This window comes from Caballeronia glebae, assembly GCF_001545035.1.
Classification (GTDB): Bacteria; Pseudomonadota; Gammaproteobacteria; order Burkholderiales; family Burkholderiaceae; genus Caballeronia; species Caballeronia glebae.
Genome location: NZ_FCOJ02000011.1, coordinates 122,875 through 135,984 on the forward strand (window position 1 = coordinate 122,875; position 13,110 = coordinate 135,984).

Consider the following 13,110-nt stretch of genomic DNA (forward strand, 5'->3'; position numbering starts at 1 on the left):
TCATCGCGCCAACAGGAGTAACGTTGATTCGCGAGCGAACACTACAAACACTACACAAAGGAGGCGGCCATGCCTGACGATCCCGCTCAATGGCACGTTTTCGACTACGAAGGCTTCGAGATCCACGTGCAGCCGCAATTGAAGCTCACGCCCGAGCACGCGCCGCCGAGCGCGATGGAGCGCTACGTGTATATCGGACATGTGTGCAGGCCGGGCGCGAACGCCGACACGCCGGGCGAAGCGGTGCACTTTCACGCCGATGGCGAGGACGCTTACAAGAGCGCGCAGGACGCCGTGGACGATGCGCGGCATATCGGCAAAAGCATTGTCGATGGCACGCATCCGGATCTTTCGGTGCTGCCGCTCGTGTCGCATCAGCATCATCCGGGATGACGAATCGAAGCATGGAACAATCGGACGACGATGCGGGCGTCGAAAGCCTGAGCGCGATCACGCTCGCGACGCACGACATGCCGCGCGCGGTGGGTTTTTACGAAGCGCTCGGCTTTCGCATCGTGTATGGCGGCGCGAACGAGGCCTTCACTTCGTTCGCGTTCGGCAGTTCATTTCTCAATCTCACCAGCGAGACGCACGACCCGATCCGGTTCTGGGGCCGCGTCATCATCTACGTGTCCGATGTGGACGCGTTCTATCGGAAAGCACTGGCGCATGGCATCGAGCCGCAGTTCGCGCCACGCGATGCGCCCTGGAACGAGCGCTATTTCCATCTCACCGATCCCGACGGCCACGAACTGAGCTTCGCGCGTCCGCTCTGATTCGCTTGGCGCAGGCACGACGTTCGCTTTAGAACCAGTGACGGGTAACGCACGCATCGGCCATTTCATATGACCGATCGCGCACATACCCTCGCACGACGTTGCACGACGATAAGTTCAACGGCAGCACGCATCTTGCATGAACGATGCATGGCGAAAGGCGCGTTAAAGCTTGCTGTTGCTATTTCGCAAAAACGGGCACGGCTCAGGATTTGAAGCGTAGAGTTCAAGTGCTTTGTCAAGAACGTGGTGCGTCGCGGCAGGGGTTTCACGGATAGGGCTTCAATCATCGGCGTGTTCGGCCGTTATCCCTAACATGAATGCCGCGTGCAGGAGACCGAGATGAAATGCGCGAACGAGCAGTCCCTTCGTTATCAGGTCGAAAAGTGGCTCGCGCCGGGCAGCATGCCGGTGCATGTGAGGCAGTTCAGCCGCACGCGTTTCGACCGGCGTCGCTATGTGTGCGTCGAGGCGTTGCATGGCGCGGTGTCGCGAGCGCTGTTCTTTTTCCGTCACGATGACGGACACTGGTGCGTTTATCCGCCTGCACCGAAGCAAAGCAACATGCGCGGCGAAAGACTCGCGGCTTAAGCCGGCTTCATTCGCCGCCGCGCCGCGAACGATGAACGATTAACGATCAGAAACGCAAATTGTTGAGAAACTGAAACCACATTGCGCCGAGCGGATTCGCCGGGTCGGCCGTTGCGGGTTCTTTCTGTTCCTTCTGTTCTTTCGGTTCCTTCTGTTCTTCCTTGGCCGTGACGGATTGTTCTTCCCGCTCCTTGGCCTCTTCCCTCGCCTGACGCGACTCATGCAGCGCGATCGCGCTATCCGCGATCTGCCGGGCCGCCGCCTCGTCGCATTGCGCGCCGAGCAGCACGCCGAACACGACATCGCGGTTATGGCCTTGCGACGCAAAACGCATCGCAAGCGACACACGTTGCGCATAGAGCGCTTCGCGCGCCTCGCGCTCTTTCGCTTCCCGCGCCTCGCGTTCCGCTTGCTCCTTGCGCGCTTGCTCTTCCCAGCGACGCATTTCTTCCGTGTAGATGCGGTCGTAGACCTCGCGCTGCGCGCGGTCGGAAAGAATTGCGTAGGCTTCCTTCACCTCAAGGAACTTCGCGCGGGCGGCCTCTTCGTTCCCTACGTTGCGGTCGGGATGGCAGCGCATTGCAGCCTTGCGATACGCGCGTTTGATTTCTTCGTCGGTGGCGTGTTCGTTCACGCCGAGGGTTTCGTATAACGTTGCCATCTTGCGTTCGGTGGATGCGGTCGACGGCCATCCTAACACGCAAAAAACGGGGTCTCTTCGCGCGATGCGGCATTGCAACACGAGCGATTAGCGGCCTGTTATCGTGCGTGCGGCCGTGCTTCCAAGCGAGTCGAACACGGCGCGCGCGGGTTTCAGATAGCGCGCGATATGAAGCCGGATATTGACCACGCCCAGCACGAAGATCGCGAGCGTGACCAGCAGATAGTCGCGCCGCTCCGGCACGAACTGATAGCGCGTATGCAGCAGCACGAACACGATCCACGCGAACGCCGGCGCGTGCAGCGTCCAGTGGCGTTGCGCGAAATGCCACGCGATGCGGCGCACGTCGCGTCGTGATGCGCGATCGAGACCCGCAAGTTCGGCGCGTCGGCTGAAAGAGAAAGGCATGAATATCGGCTCGCTGTGCGCGGCCATCGTCGCATCATAAAGCCTTGCGACAATCGCTCGTTTTCCGCTTTCAGCATACCCGCTCGACCCTTTCCTTACGATGGCGCTTTCACTCGCCGACATCCGGCATCTCTTCGATAAACACGGCTCTATTGCCTATAGCGGCGAGCCGGTCACTCAATTGCAGCACGCGTTGCAAAGCGCGACGCTCGCCGAGCAGGCGGGCGCGAGCCGCGAGCTGATCGTCGCGGCCTTGCTGCACGACCTGGGGCACCTGTTGAATCTGCAAGGCGAGACGCCGAGCGGACGCGGCATCGACGATCTGCATCAGTACTTCGCGCTGCCGTTCCTGCGTCCGCTCTTCAGCGACGCCGTGCTCGAACCGATTCGCCTGCACGTCGATGCGAAACGCTGCCTGTGCGCGATCGATGCGTCGTATCACGCGCGGCTGTCGGCGGATTCGGTGCGCAGTCTGCAACTGCAAGGCGGCGTATTCGACGATGAAACCGCGCAGGCGTTTCTTGCGAAGCCGTTCGCGCGCGACGCCATCGCGCTGCGCCGCTGGGACGATGAAGCGAAGGACACGCATCGGGTCACGCGCGCGTTGACGCATTTCATGGAGATCGCGGCGAGCGTCGCGTTGGGTTGAGGGCTTCGTCGAAGAACGCACGTTCGCGTATCGCGCTAGACTGTGCGCCATGCATCCATTCCCATTTCGACACGCCTTGCAGCGAGCCTTCAGGGCGCATACGAGCGCCCGACCGTGAAAGGCGGCAACTTCCGCATCACAGCCGCTGTCGTCGCCAGCGCGCTCTTCATGCAGAACATGGACGGCACGATCGTCGCGACCGCCCTCCCGACGATGGCCCGCGATCTCAACGTCGATCCAGTGCATCTTTCCAGCGCGATCACCGCCTATCTCGTCGCGCTGACCGTCTTCATTCCCGCGAGCGGCTGGGTCGCCGACCGTTTCGGCGCGCGCCGCGTGTTCATGTGGGCGATCGCAACCTTCACGCTCGCGTCCGTGGCGTGCGCCGCCGCGATGACTCTGCCGCAATTGCTGGCCGCGCGCGTCGTGCAGGGTCTCGGCGGCGCGATGATGGTGCCCGTCGGCCGTCTGATCCTGTTTCGCGGCGTCAAGCGCGAAGAACTTCTGCAAGCGACGACATGGCTCACCATGCCCGCGCTCGTCGGCCCTCTGCTCGGACCGCCGCTCGGCGGCTTTCTCACCGATACGCTCACGTGGCGCAGCATCTTTTGGGTCAACGTGCCGGTCGGCATCGTGGGCCTCTATCTGACCTGGAAATTGCTGCCGCCTTCGCCGCCTGAAGACCGGACGCCGCCCGATTTGCGCGGCATGCTGCTGTCGGGCGCATCGCTCAGTCTGTTCATGATTGGCATCGAAAGCGCGGGGCGCGGTGTGCTGCCGGTCGGCGTGCCCTGGATCTGCGCGGCGGTCGGCCTGCTGCTTTTTCGCGCGACCGTGCTGCATTGCCGGCGCGCGCCGAATCCGGCCATCGACTTCTCATTGCTGTCGATTCCCACGTTCCACGCCGCGACGGTCGCGGGCAGCCTGTTTCGCGCTGGCGCGGGCGCGCTGCCTTTTCTCGTGCCGCTCACGCTGCAGACGGGTTTCGGCTACAGCGCGACGGCAAGCGGTCTCGTCACGTTCGCGAGCGCGCTCGGCTCGTTCTGCATGCGCCCGATGACGGCGCTCGCGCTGCGGCGCTTCTCGGTGCGCACGGTTTTGTGCACGGGGAGCGTCGTGTTTGCGGCCGTGCTGCTCGTCTGCTCGACGATGTCGCAAGCCTGGCCCGCCGCCGCGATCTTCCTGCTCCTGCTGCTCGGCGGACTAGGCCGCTCGCTCAGTTTCGCGACGATGGGCGCCCTCGCCTTCGCCGACGTTCCCAGGCCGCGACTCGCCGCCGCGACCTCGTTTCAGGGCACCGCGCAGCAGTTGATGAAGGCGGTCGGCGTGACGGTCGCGGCCGGCACGATCCAGGCGACGATGCTCGTTTCCGGCAGCGCGCACACGGAACGCTGGCAACTGGCGTGCGGTTTCATCGTAACGGCGCTGGTCGTTCTGGCCTCTCTGCCGATGTTCTCGCGCCTCTCGGAAGACGCCGGCGAGGGCATTTCCGCGCCCTCGGCCAAGCGCGCGGAACGCACGTAATTCGTGCCGATTTCCGAAACGAAACATCATATTTAAGACAAGTCCATGATCCACAAGGCTTTTTTATGTGGCTATAATGCGATTCCGCTTTGATCTCTCCGCCCGATGCGTCGTGTACTTGCCACCTTTGCCGTTTTCGCCTTCTCGCTGAGTGCCGCGCACACTGCACTCGCACAGGAAAACCCGCTCGCCGCGAGTGACGCGGCCGCGCAGTCAGCCGCTCCGCAAGACCCGAAGGCCGAGCAGGCAAGTCACAAGATTTCTGAAATGCTGATGCGCAAATTCGGCGTGGCGCGCGTAAAGGCGGAGACCATCGCGTCGGCGGTCATGTCGTCCGCATCGAAATATTCGCTTCCGCCGGCGCTTTTGCTCGCCATCATCTCGATCGAATCGCGCTTCAAGGAAACGGCGAAAGGGCCGAACAATGCCACGGGCCTGATGCAGGTCGTGCCATCGGCGCACAGAAAACTCGTGCGCAACGTGGATCTGACCGACCCGGAAGACAACATCGAAACGGGCTCGGCCATTCTGCACGGCTATATGAAATCCGCTCAGGGCGATGTCGACGCCGCGCTGAAGAGCTACGGCGGCTCGCACGCCTACGCCGAGAAGGTCAGCTTGCGCGCGAAAACGTTCGAACCGGCTGCGGCATCTGTCGATGCGGCATCGGCGAGCGGTCAATAACAGTCCGTCTCGCGCCTTGAACGCGCAATTTTTTTTAGTGATTTCGCGCGCCGCCGCCAGGCGGATGCCGCATTCACGTCCCGATGACGTCGCGGCGATCGCACCCGCATGCGCGCTGGCCTCGCTTTAATAGGCCTTCTTCGTGCCGGTGCTGTCGGACTTCATGCCGCCCGAATTCATGTTGCCGTTATTCGGCGCACTGCGTTGCACGGTGCCCTGATCCTGGCCCATGCCGTTCGTCGCGTTGTTGCCCATGCCGCTCTTCACGCCGGTGCCGGTCGAGCCATCCGCCGAGCCGCCCACTCCAGCGCCACCCATGCCGACGCCGCCGCCCTTGCCGCCCGCAGCCGAGCCGGCGCCGGCCGAGCCGTTGCCGCCTGCGCCCATCGAACCGCCGCCGCCCGCGCCGCCGCCCGCACTGCCCGCACCGCCGCCCGCTTGCGCGTAGACGCCGCCGGACAAGCCCAGCACCAGCGCGGAAATCACCAACTTTTTCGTAGTCGCGTTCATTGCAAGTCTCCAAAGTGTGCGTGTCGGTCGTCGCTATTTGCGTGCAACGACCGTGTCCGCATCAGCGCAAGTGACGTGCCGCGACGCTCACGCGATCAGTAGCCGCACGGCACATACGCGTTGCGGTAGTTGTCGTAGCAGTAACCAGCCGGCTGCGCCGGTTGCGCATAAACCGGTTGCGCATAGGCCGGCTGCGCATACGCGGGCTGTTGATAGACAGGCTGCGCATTGGTCGGTTGGGCATTGGCGACGGACGTAACCAGCGCGCCGAGCACCGCACCACCGATCAGCGCGCCGACGATCGCACCGCTATCGCCGCCGCCGCCGTAGCCGCCGCCGTGGCCGCGACCGCCGCCGTATCCATGCGCCGAGGCCTGGCCTGCCGCCGTCAGACTACCGATCATCAACAAGACAAGTGCTGCGCGTTTCATGAGCTTCTCCGTTTCCCGTTGGCCGGGTTCATGGAACGCATCTTAAGCAGACAGCTAAGAAATAATTGCAGCAGTTGGTAACTGCGCATTTCAACGATTACAAATAGCTCGTTTCTCTAGCGTCCGAAAACGGCGTCTAGGTTCGCATTCCGAAATATTCGAAGTGCCGTTACAAATAGAATTGGATTCGATAAACGGTAACAGCTTTTCTCGCCCCTTCGGTAATGCAAATCCTCAAGCGCGAACAAAGCAGCCGCTTTTACCGCACGCCGTTTCATTTGCTCGCCACTGGTTACTGTTTGTCACCAGAAGGACGTCAACGATATTCGTGGGCGCGGCGTTTTCACGGACAGCGCGGCGCATTGCGCGCCACGCGTCCTCGAATAAAAGATCAAGGGAGTTTCAAACCATGAAGAAGATCGTCGCTGCTCTCGCATCCGCCATGCTGGTCTCCACCGTATTCGCGCAAACCGCCGCAACCGATGCCGGCAAAGCGCAACTGAAGGCAAACAACGAAAAAGCCGAGGCTCAGGCGAGCGCCAACAAGAAGAAGGCCGACGCGCAGCACGACGCGGCCAAGGCGCAGGCATCGGCGAACGAGGACAAGGCCTCGGCGCAAGCCGACGCCAACAAGGAAGCCGCGAAAGTAGCGCAGGCGACCACGCCGGAACAAGCTTCCGACGCTCGCGGTGATGCCGCCAAGGCACAGGCGAAAGCCAACAAGAAGAAGACCGCTGCACAAACCAAGGCCGACAAGAAAAAGCACGACGCAGCGAAGGATGCCAACGTGGCGCAAGCGAAGGCCGACAAGGAAAAAGTCGAAGCACAAAGCGACGCGAACAAATCGGCCGCCGATGCGAAGGTCGACGCAGCGAAGAAGTAAGGGAGGCGCGCGTCCTCGCATCGCGCACTGGGCATTGCATATAAACAAACCAGTGCGTTCGATTCAGGCGAGCTTTCGGGCTCGCCTTTTTTGTTTCCTTTAGTCCAACGATTCCCGTCGCCTAAAGGAAATGCTCTACTTGCCTATGTCGTCGCGCAGCTTATCATTCGTGAAACACAAAAACGCGAAGGAGACGCCCGTCATGCGCACGCTGACCGATCAGTTATCGCGGTACGCCGAATATCATCGCGACAGACGCAATATCGCCACGCATTTCATCGGCATTCCGCTTATCGTGCTTGCGATCGCTGCATTGCTGAGTCGTCCCGCATGGCCCATGTTATCGGGCGAATTTCTACTCACGCCCGCGTGGATTCTGTTCGCGCTCGCGACGCTCTATTATCTGTGGCTCGACGTGCCGCTCGGCATCGGCATGGGCATCGTGTCCGCGTTGAGCGCGGCGTTCGGGCAATGGGCCGCGTCGCAAGACACGTCGCTGTGGCTCGCGATCGGCATCGGCATGTTCGTGATCGGCTGGGTATTCCAGTTCATCGGGCACATGCGCTTCGAGCATCGCAAACCCGCGTTCGTCGACGATATCGTCGGCTTGTTGATCGGCCCGCTCTTCATTCTCGTCGAGCTTATGTTCGGGCTCGGTCTCATGCGCGATCTGCACCATGCCATCGAAACGCGCCCCGCGCGCTGATCAATCGATCCGCTCGATTTCGTCCGCGACGGTTTCATGTTCGACGCTCGCGTGATGCTCGCTCACGGGCATCGGCATCGGCCAAGCCTGCTTGCGCGAGCGCTCGCGCCTCAGCAGACGCGCGCTATGCACGCCGGTCAGCACGACGGCGATCCAGATCGGCACATAAGTCCCGAGTTGACGCGCTGAAAACGGCTCGCCGAGCAACAGCACCGCGACGCCGACGAGCAACACCGGTTCCACGTAGCCCAGAATGCCGAAGAGCGCGAGCGGCAGATGACGGCTCGCGCGCAGATACGACGCGAGCGCGATCGTGCTCAATGCGCCGAGTCCGGGAAGAAGCACGAGCCACAGATGCGGTTCGCCCGCGACATCCGCGAACGAGCCGCGCGCGAAGAGCATGAGCACGGCGACGGGCGACATCAGCATGATCTCCACCGCGAACGATACGAGCGGGTCCGCGTTGAGCCGGCGCCGCAACACGAAGTACGGCGGATAGCCGAGCATCACGACGAGCGTCGGCCACGCGAACGCATGCGTGACGATCAGTTCATGCGCGACCCCGACGACCGCCGCGCCAACGCCCGCCCACTGAAGGCCATCGAGCCGCTCGCCGTAGTAAAAGCGTCCGAGCAGCACCATCGCGAGTGGCAGGAGAAAATAGCCGAGCGATACTTCAAGCGCGCGCCCGTGCAGCGGCGCCCAGAGAAAGATCCACAACTGCACGCCGAGCAGCGCGGCCACTACGGCGAACATCAGCAGCAGGCGCGGCGTTCTGGCGAGCCTCGCCACGAGCGCGCATAATTGCGGCCAGCGCTTTCTCACCGCGACCAGTGCGAGCGCGCCCGGCAATGTCCACACGATACGCCACGCGAAGATGTCGAGCCCGTCGAGCGGCGCGAGCCATTTCGTATAGCCGGACATGAGCGCGAAGAGCGTGGAAGCGGCGACGGACAGTGCGATGCCGCGCGCGAGGTCATGCTGATTCATCGAGAAATGCGCAAGCGCCAAAGGTGAATGCAAGCGGAATGAAACGTGAACTGCGCATTCTAAACGCCGTGCGCGCTTCATTTTCAGAATCCGCTTCAAACCGATTTCCGGGCGTGCGCGCTTTTTGCTTCTTTGATGCTTCGCATTTCGGCATGAACTCCGCGGCCTGATCGCTGTCTCTCGCGTTGTCTTTAGCCGGTCACGATGACCGGCGATCCTTGTCGGTCCGGCGCATGCAGCCGGTCCTTCCCATAAGTCCGAGCGGCACAACGCGCGCGATCATCCGCCGCTCACGTCAATGCATCCGCAGCAACACGCGCCGTGCCTTCATTCACGAGGTTGGCACGCGAAGGAAACGCCGCATCGATGGAGACGTCATGACTCAACCTGCCCTGTCCCCCCGCTTCACCAGCGCCTTCGCAGAGGCCGTGTACGTAGGACTCAGCAAGCGTCCGCAGAAAGAATTGCCGTCGATGTATCTGTATGACGAAGTGGGCTCGGCCCTCTTCGAAGTGATCACCGCGCTGCCCGAGTACGGCGTGACGCGCGCCGAAGAGCGCGTGCTGAAGGACCACGCGACGGATATCGTCGCGGCGCTGCCGGGCGATATTCAGGTCGCGGAACTCGGCAGCGGCAGCGGCCGCAAGACGCGCCGCATTCTGGAAGCGCTGTGTAAAAAGCAGCCGACCGCTTACCATCCGATTGAAATTTCGCGCACCGCATTGCAGTTGTGCCGGCGCGAACTGAGCGATATCGAGCGTGTGTCGATCGTCGGACACGAGCGCGATTACCTCGCCGGGCTTTCGGAAGTCAGCGCGAAGCGCAAGGACGGCGAAAGACTGCTCGTGCTGTTTCTCGGCAGCACCATCGGTAATTTCGCGCGGCTCGCGGCGACGAAGTTTCTGTGCTCGATTCGCGGCATGCTGCAACCCGGCGACGCGCTATTGCTCGGCACCGATCTCATCAAGCCGCTGCCGGTATTGATCGCGGCGTATGACGATCCGATCGGCGTGACGGCCGCGTTCAATCTGAACATGCTCGCGCGTATCAATCGCGAGCTGGGCGGCGATTTCCCGCTCGACGCCTTCGAGCACGTCGCGCGCTTCAATCCGGATGCGCGCAGCATCGAAATGCACTTGCGTGCGAAGCGCGCGCTTTCGGTGCGCGTGCGCGGCGCGGATCTGCGCGCGGAGTTCCACGAAGGCGAGACGATCTGGACGGAAAGCAGCCACAAGTACGCGGCCGACGAAGTCGCGCCGATCGCCGCCGATGCGGGCTTCGAATGCACGCATCAGTGGCGCGACGAGGAATGGCAGTTCGCGGAGAGCCTTCTGGTCGCGCGTTAGTGCTGCTCGAAGCGCTCGTAGCGTTTCTCGACGTGGCGCTCTTCGCTGTGAAACTCGGTGACGCGGGCATGCGGCGGCCCGCGTCGCAGCCATTCGAGCATCAGATCGACCTGATTCGCCGCGCCCTGCACGACCGCTTCGACGGAGCCGTCATCGAGATTGGCGACCCAGCCGCGCACGCCGAGCGCGTGCGCCTTGCGCACCGTGTAATGCCTGAAACCGACGCCCTGCACGACGCCGCGCACGCGCACGTAATAGGTTTCGATTCTCGTATCCAGATCCGGGCCCGGCATTGCACTTTCTCCTGTCAAACGTTGATAGGCCGCATTGTAGCCACGCTTTTCAACTCAGGCGGAATGGCTGAGCCATGTCGGCGCGTTCGCCCGCGCGCGGATGCGGCACGCGCGGAAGCGTCACTTCGAATACCGTGCCGGCTTCGGACGTCGATCGCACCTCGACGTCGCCGCCGTGCATCTGCGCGATTTCACGCGTGATGTAGAGCCCGAGCCCGAGGCCGCTCGATTCGTGCTGACGCCTTCCCGAGCGATACGGCGCGAAGATCGTCGGCAGAACGTCCGCGGGAATCTCGCCGGCGTTCTGCACGCTGATGCTCACATTCTCCGCGTCGCCGTCGAGGCGCACCTGGATCGCCGAACCTTCGTGCCCGTGCTGCAACGCGTTGCCGATGAGATTCGAAAACACCTGCGACAGCAGATCGCCGTCGCCCTGCAAGAGCGTGTCGCCCTGACGCAGCACGAAAATGCGTCCACGCCCAACGCGCGCCTCGTATTCCTCGACGATATTCTTCGCGAGCGTCATCAACTCGACCGAGCGCGGCTGCAGCGTGACGCGCCCGCCGCGCAGCCGCGCGAGATTCAGCAGTTGATCGACCATGCGCACCATGCGCATGCCGCTCGACTTGATGCGCGTGCCGATGTTCGCCACGTTCTCGTCCTGCACGAAGCGCGCGAGATATTCCGCCGACGCGATCACCGCGCTCAAAGGCGTGCGCAGATCGTGGCCGAGCACGGCCATCAGCATTTCGTTCGCATCGAGCAGTTGCTGCACGGTCGCGAGTTGCGTCGCGAGTTGCTGCTTCTGACGCTCCATCTGGATGAAGACATCGACCTTCGAATTGAGGATGCGCGAATCGAACGGCTTGTAGAGAAAATCGACCGCGCCCGCCTCGTAGCCGCGAAAGGTGCGGCTCGCGTCCTGCGCCGTCGCCGTGAGAAAGATGATCGGCACGCGCGCGGTGCGCGGACTGCCGCGCATCAATTCGGCGAGTTCGAACCCGTCCATGCCGGGCATGTTGACGTCGAGGATCGCGAGCGCGACTTCGTGCTTGAGCAGAAGCTCAAGCGCCGCCGGGCCCGATTCGGCCTTCAGCACCGACAAATCCGGCCGCGCGAGCGACGCTTCGAGCGCGGTGATGTTGTTGCGAATGTCATCGACGATCAGCACGTGGATGGGTTGCGTCATCTGGTGACTCCTTGCCTTCTTTTCATGGCTGCCGGCCAATGCATTGCGATAGCCGCAACACCATTTCGTCCAGCGTCAGTACGTCGTCCACCGCGTCCTGCGCGATGGCCGCGAGCGGCATCGCCGGCGCCGTGGCCGTCTCCGGGTTCTGCGCCCAGCACGCGCCGCCCGCCTCGCGAATCGCGCGCGCGCCGCGGGCGCCGTCGTCGTTCGCGCCCGACAGCACGATGCCGAGCAGGCGGGGGCCATACGCATGCGCCGCCGATTCGAACAGCACATCCACCGACGGCCGCGAAAAGCGCACGGGCGGGTCGATCGACAGCGCGATCGCCGGCGCCGCGCCGCCTTCCGCCTCGACGAGCATGTGATAGCCCGGCGGCGCGAAATACACGGTGCCGGGCGCGATCTCGTCCTTGTCGAACGGCTCTGCGACGGCGATTTCGCAGCGCGACGCGAACAGCCCAGGCAAGAGGCTCGGCTGCCCTTGGCGCACATGCACGACGATGAGCACGGGCAAGCCGAAGCCCTTCGGCAGCGCGGGCAAGAGGTGATTGAGCGCCTCGACGCCGCCCGCCGATGCGCCGATCACGACTGCCCCGATGCGGTCCGTGTCGAACATCGTCACACCTTCTGGTAAAGCCGTTCGCGCGAATTGAAATCCGCGAAACGGTCTGCATAGGTGGAAAAGCGCAGGCTCTCCTTGCTGCCGAGCCCGAGGAATCCGCGCCGCACGAGCGAGTCGCTGAAGAGGCCGAGCGCGCGATCCTGCAGCGCGCGATCGAAGTAGATCAGCACATTGCGGCACGACACCAGATGCGCTTCGAGAAACACGCTGTCCGTCGCGAGACTGTGATCCGCGAATACCACGCGCGACTTGAGCGTCTGCGAAAACTTCGCCGCGCCGTATGCCGCGTGATAGTAGTCCGAGAGCGAACGCTTGCCGCCCGCCGCCAGATAGTTTTGGCTGAAGCCGGCCATGCGGTCCAGCGGATAGATGCCGCTTTCGGCGTGACGCAGCGCTTCGGCGTTGATGTCGGTCGCGTAGAACACGGTGCGCTCCGCGATCTTCTCTTCCGCGAACAACACGGCGAGCGACCACAGTTCCTCGCCGCTGCTGCATCCCGCGACCCAGACCTTGATCGACGGATAAGTCTGCAGAATCGGCACGACCTGTTCGCGTATCGCGCGAAAGTACTGCGGATCGCGGAACATCTCGCTCACCTGAACCGTGAGGTACTGGAAGAGGCGCGCGAACAGCGCCGGGTCGCGCAGAATGCGCTCCTGCAAATGCGACAGCGTCGGCAGGCCGAGATCGTTCACCGCCTGCGCGAGCCGTCTTCTCAGCGAACTCACGGAGTAATGCCGGAAGTCGTGCTGATAGCGCAGGTAGATGGCTTCCAGAATCAGCTTCAGTTCGATGTCGAACGTCGCTTCTTCGTCGTGACGGCTTTCGTTCATCTCAGAGGTCG

Annotated in this window: 19 protein-coding genes; 10 read left to right on the top strand and 9 right to left on the bottom strand. The window is 62.8% G+C overall.

Features of this window, described 5'->3' with window-relative positions; translation table 11 throughout:
* Positions 1-69 precede the first annotated feature (69 nt).
* The 3 genes from AWB82_RS10395 to AWB82_RS10405 all read left to right on the top strand — a co-directional run bounded on the left by AWB82_RS10395 (position 70) and on the right by AWB82_RS10405 (position 1,367).
* Positions 70-393, top strand: a complete 324-nt coding sequence (locus AWB82_RS10395) for a hypothetical protein (protein ID WP_086967042.1) — start codon at positions 70-72, stop codon at positions 391-393.
* Between the two features lie 11 nt (positions 394-404).
* Positions 405-776: a VOC family protein gene (locus AWB82_RS10400; protein ID WP_235023249.1), complete on the top strand. Its 372-nt coding sequence runs from the start codon at positions 405-407 to the stop codon at positions 774-776.
* Between the two features lie 342 nt (positions 777-1,118).
* Positions 1,119-1,367: a hypothetical protein gene (locus AWB82_RS10405; RefSeq protein WP_086967044.1), complete on the top strand. Its 249-nt coding sequence runs from the start codon at positions 1,119-1,121 to the stop codon at positions 1,365-1,367.
* 46 nt (positions 1,368-1,413) lie between these two features.
* On the opposite strand, the gene AWB82_RS10410 is transcribed toward AWB82_RS10405, so the two are convergent.
* Both AWB82_RS10410 and AWB82_RS10415 read right to left on the bottom strand, forming a co-directional pair.
* On the bottom strand, positions 1,414-2,028 hold the full coding sequence (locus tag AWB82_RS10410; RefSeq protein ID WP_086967045.1) for a DnaJ domain-containing protein: 615 nt from the start codon (positions 2,026-2,028) through the stop codon (positions 1,414-1,416).
* Between the two features lie 87 nt (positions 2,029-2,115).
* The gene (locus AWB82_RS10415; RefSeq protein WP_235023250.1) at positions 2,116-2,436 is read right to left on the bottom strand and encodes a hypothetical protein; all 321 of its coding nucleotides are present in this window, start codon (positions 2,434-2,436) and stop codon (positions 2,116-2,118) included.
* Positions 2,437-2,536: 100 nt separating this feature from the next.
* Between AWB82_RS10415 and AWB82_RS10420 the strand changes: the two genes are divergently transcribed.
* The 3 genes from AWB82_RS10420 to AWB82_RS10430 all read left to right on the top strand — a co-directional run bounded on the left by AWB82_RS10420 (position 2,537) and on the right by AWB82_RS10430 (position 5,293).
* Positions 2,537-3,085 carry a phosphonate degradation HD-domain oxygenase gene (locus tag AWB82_RS10420; protein ID WP_086967047.1) on the top strand — a complete coding sequence of 183 codons (549 nt, stop codon included), beginning with the start codon at positions 2,537-2,539 and terminating at the stop codon, positions 3,083-3,085.
* A gap of 114 nt (positions 3,086-3,199) precedes the next feature.
* Positions 3,200-4,609, top strand: coding sequence for a DHA2 family efflux MFS transporter permease subunit (locus AWB82_RS10425; RefSeq protein ID WP_086967048.1), 1,410 nt, complete (start codon positions 3,200-3,202; stop codon positions 4,607-4,609).
* Positions 4,610-4,876: 267 nt separating this feature from the next.
* The gene (locus AWB82_RS10430; RefSeq protein ID WP_407642987.1) at positions 4,877-5,293 is read left to right on the top strand and encodes a lytic transglycosylase domain-containing protein; all 417 of its coding nucleotides are present in this window, start codon (positions 4,877-4,879) and stop codon (positions 5,291-5,293) included.
* 126 nt (positions 5,294-5,419) lie between these two features.
* On the opposite strand, the gene AWB82_RS10435 is transcribed toward AWB82_RS10430, so the two are convergent.
* Both AWB82_RS10435 and AWB82_RS10440 read right to left on the bottom strand, forming a co-directional pair.
* The gene (locus tag AWB82_RS10435) at positions 5,420-5,803 is read right to left on the bottom strand and encodes a hypothetical protein (protein ID WP_086967050.1); all 384 of its coding nucleotides are present in this window, start codon (positions 5,801-5,803) and stop codon (positions 5,420-5,422) included.
* 95 nt (positions 5,804-5,898) lie between these two features.
* Complete coding sequence (locus AWB82_RS10440) at positions 5,899-6,234, bottom strand: hypothetical protein (protein WP_086967051.1); 336 nt, start codon at positions 6,232-6,234, stop codon at positions 5,899-5,901.
* A gap of 409 nt (positions 6,235-6,643) precedes the next feature.
* Here AWB82_RS10440 and AWB82_RS10445 point away from each other — a divergent pair, with 409 nt between their 5' ends.
* On the top strand, positions 6,644-7,117 hold the full coding sequence (locus AWB82_RS10445) for a hypothetical protein (protein ID WP_086967052.1): 474 nt from the start codon (positions 6,644-6,646) through the stop codon (positions 7,115-7,117).
* A gap of 202 nt (positions 7,118-7,319) precedes the next feature.
* Positions 7,320-7,823 carry an Mpo1 family 2-hydroxy fatty acid dioxygenase gene (locus AWB82_RS10450; RefSeq protein WP_086967080.1) on the top strand — a complete coding sequence of 168 codons (504 nt, stop codon included), beginning with the start codon at positions 7,320-7,322 and terminating at the stop codon, positions 7,821-7,823.
* On the opposite strand, the gene rarD is transcribed toward AWB82_RS10450, so the two are convergent.
* The gene (rarD, locus tag AWB82_RS10455; RefSeq protein ID WP_086967081.1) at positions 7,824-8,813 is read right to left on the bottom strand and encodes an EamA family transporter RarD; all 990 of its coding nucleotides are present in this window, start codon (positions 8,811-8,813) and stop codon (positions 7,824-7,826) included. It lies immediately after the preceding gene.
* 38 nt (positions 8,814-8,851) lie between these two features.
* On the opposite strand from rarD, the gene AWB82_RS38820 reads away from it, so the two are divergent.
* Positions 8,852-8,983: a hypothetical protein gene (locus tag AWB82_RS38820; protein WP_268811023.1), complete on the top strand. Its 132-nt coding sequence runs from the start codon at positions 8,852-8,854 to the stop codon at positions 8,981-8,983.
* 207 nt (positions 8,984-9,190) lie between these two features.
* On the top strand, positions 9,191-10,159 hold the full coding sequence (gene egtD, locus AWB82_RS10460) for an L-histidine N(alpha)-methyltransferase (protein WP_086967053.1): 969 nt from the start codon (positions 9,191-9,193) through the stop codon (positions 10,157-10,159).
* Here the strand turns inward: egtD and AWB82_RS10465 are convergent.
* Genes AWB82_RS10465 through AWB82_RS10480 form a run of 4 tightly spaced genes read right to left on the bottom strand, consistent with a single transcriptional unit; the run spans position 10,156 to position 13,099 of the window.
* A complete protein-coding gene (locus AWB82_RS10465; RefSeq protein ID WP_086967054.1) occupies positions 10,156-10,452 on the bottom strand; it encodes an acylphosphatase in 297 nt (98 codons plus the stop codon). The two genes, egtD and AWB82_RS10465, sit on opposite strands and share 4 nt — an antisense overlap.
* Positions 10,453-10,501: 49 nt before the next feature.
* On the bottom strand, positions 10,502-11,641 hold the full coding sequence (locus AWB82_RS10470) for a hybrid sensor histidine kinase/response regulator (RefSeq protein ID WP_086967055.1): 1,140 nt from the start codon (positions 11,639-11,641) through the stop codon (positions 10,502-10,504).
* A 22-nt stretch (positions 11,642-11,663) separates the two neighbouring features.
* Positions 11,664-12,260 carry a chemotaxis protein CheB gene (locus AWB82_RS10475; RefSeq protein ID WP_086967056.1) on the bottom strand — a complete coding sequence of 199 codons (597 nt, stop codon included), beginning with the start codon at positions 12,258-12,260 and terminating at the stop codon, positions 11,664-11,666.
* Between the two features lie 2 nt (positions 12,261-12,262).
* The gene (locus tag AWB82_RS10480) at positions 12,263-13,099 is read right to left on the bottom strand and encodes a CheR family methyltransferase (protein WP_086967057.1); all 837 of its coding nucleotides are present in this window, start codon (positions 13,097-13,099) and stop codon (positions 12,263-12,265) included.
* Positions 13,100-13,110: the final 11 nt, after the last annotated feature.